At 27.6% G+C, this 2,339-nt stretch carries 2 protein-coding genes; both read right to left on the bottom strand.

From position 1 onward, the window contains the following. Nucleotides 1–275: 275 nt before the first annotated feature. The gene (locus DS885_RS15640) at nt 276–650 is read right to left on the bottom strand and encodes a nitrous oxide-stimulated promoter family protein (protein ID WP_309472400.1); all 375 of its coding nucleotides are present in this window, start codon (nt 648–650) and stop codon (nt 276–278) included. 1,434 nt (nt 651–2,084) lie between these two features. Continuing rightward, nucleotides 2,085–2,339, bottom strand: a 255-nt coding sequence (locus tag DS885_RS15645) for an EAL domain-containing protein (RefSeq protein ID WP_147232366.1), incomplete at its 5' end; no start/stop codon positions are given.

A 2,339-nucleotide genomic window follows, 5' to 3' on the forward strand; every position in this document is an offset into this window, starting at 1 on the left:
GTTAAATAAAAGGGCATTCAACACCGAAATCAAGGTAAACTGAATGCTTTTATAGCAGTATTCGACCAATATAAATTTTTGCAAATAGTTTATAAATCGAATTAAGTAGAAGATATATAAATAGGGTGCTTGTGAATGGTTATAATATTAGGCCTAATAAGAAACACTTACAATATACTTTATATACTGATAAATATGTGATTAATTTAAGTACTTAGTAAGTGAAATCGATTATTTATAAACAAAAATATTCTAATTCTTAATACGCTTTATTCTTATATGCCTGTTTGATTGTTTTTAGGAACAGAACTTGGAACTGGGTTTCGTTCTGATAATAGATGTCTTATTGCCAATAATGGATGAGAGAAGATCATCCTTGGGTCAGAAAATAACATTATCTTTTTAGCTTGTGAACGTCTTTCCGTTTTATAGCAATGTATAGGACATTTATTACAGGTTGGCTTAATCTCTCCATAAGGACAACGATCTAATTTTTCATTGGTATAACGAATAAAGTCAGCACACTCATTACAAACATCGTTTATTTTAATTGAGCTATGGTGATGATGTTTACAATAAATCTTAACCATCATCTCGATAGTTTTAAATTCTAAAGCTAATTTTCCTGATAATAAATGTAAGCCTGACATAGATAAATTCACTGATGTAATTGTTATTAGTAACCTTGATAAGGTTAACATCTATATTGGATAGAGATATAAGTGATCGAGGATTAATTGATTGAGGTTAATTAAAATAGAAATATAATTAAAGGTAAAAGTTTGCTGAAAATTGTTATAGGGATAATTGGTCATTGTGAGCTTAAGGAATATGTAATACCAAGTTACATAGATTATTTAAATTAAATCAGTCAAAAACATGATTTCAACAGACGCCTGAGATTTCATAGTTAAAGGAAATACCTTAAAAAACTCTCAGATTTTAACACAGAGCGCCTAAATAGCGTTCAAATTAAGGTTATTAACAGTTAAAAATAATTTGAAAACGTTAAATTAACTAGAAAAATTAATTATTGATGAGACTTGTATAGTTACAACTAATATAAATCAGCTTTAGTTTTTATTATAAAACAATTAGTTACAGTATTTCATAGGTATATATGAAAGGTTCTGGCAAACAACCAAGAGCGTGATGAACAGGTACTTAATGAAGTGATTTAAATTAGAAAGTAATTAACGATGAATTATAGTAACTAAACTCAAAATATTATGTAGTAATAGATAGTAGATAAAGTTGAATGGAAACTAAAAGTTAAGAGAGCTGAGAGTTATGATAGTTAAAAGAAACGAAGAGAAAATTAAAGAACAGATAATAAATTGTGATTCAAGAATACTAACTAATAATAGTGATAGTAAAACCAAGTAATATAAATGAATAGTGTTAAATATGACTCACCTAATACAATAAACACAACTGCGCATAATGTATATTATGTTAAATAGCGTGTATTATTCAATGGTCATCGTTTAGCTGTATTCATGTATTGAAAAATTAACGTCAAATTTACCATAATCCTATTTAACATAAAATGTATAACATACTGTTATCCTATATGCGGTTTTGGGCTTTTTATATCGATGTGCAAATATTGAAAATGTAACCATAGACAGATTTAAACCTGACAAGTTAAATCATAGTATTCACTATTATCAATAAAGTAATGAAACCATTCATCAGTAACGATCAAAATTATAATGAGCTAACTTAAAAACTAATATAAAAGTTAAGTTCAATGCATAATTGGCTTAATAACTAAGCACAAAGGTTAAGATTGAGTCTTAATAATTAATGATATCCGAGAAAAACTCTCTCTAATTAGCCAAATTAATAGTCATAAAGTGGAACTTAAGCACTTAGCCCCTTAATATTCACGTCATTCATTATAATTTTATTACCAGTAACCTATTGATTTTAAATGTAGATATATAAAAAATGCAGTATATTTATACGCTGTGTATTAAAATCTAAAAACAAATAAGCCTATTATCCTTAAAGTGTAAAGCTCAGAGCCTATTTGACAGCCCTGTAAGCACGATAACTGCCTTATAAGGCTACATTATTGCTCAAGCAACACTCCACGATTTTTTAAGAACTAATTGTTCAATTTCAGGATGAGTTATTGGTTTAGAAAAATAATAGCCTTGAATCATTTCACAATTATATTCACGTAAGCAAATAAGTTGTTCTATAGTTTCAACACCCTCTGCAACTACTTTTAGATTAAGGTTCTTGGCTAAACTAATAATAGATTTTATTATTGCAACGTTTTCGCTATTACCCGGTATATTATCTACAAATGATTTATCTATTTTTAAAAT

The organism is Psychromonas sp. B3M02, assembly GCF_003318165.1.
Lineage (GTDB): Bacteria > Pseudomonadota > Gammaproteobacteria > Enterobacterales > Psychromonadaceae > Psychromonas.

Coding starts and splice junctions, on each gene's coding strand:
- DS885_RS15640 (WP_309472400.1), bottom strand. CDS start 650: ATGTCAGGCTTACATTTATTATCAGGAAAATTAGCTTTAGAATTTAAA.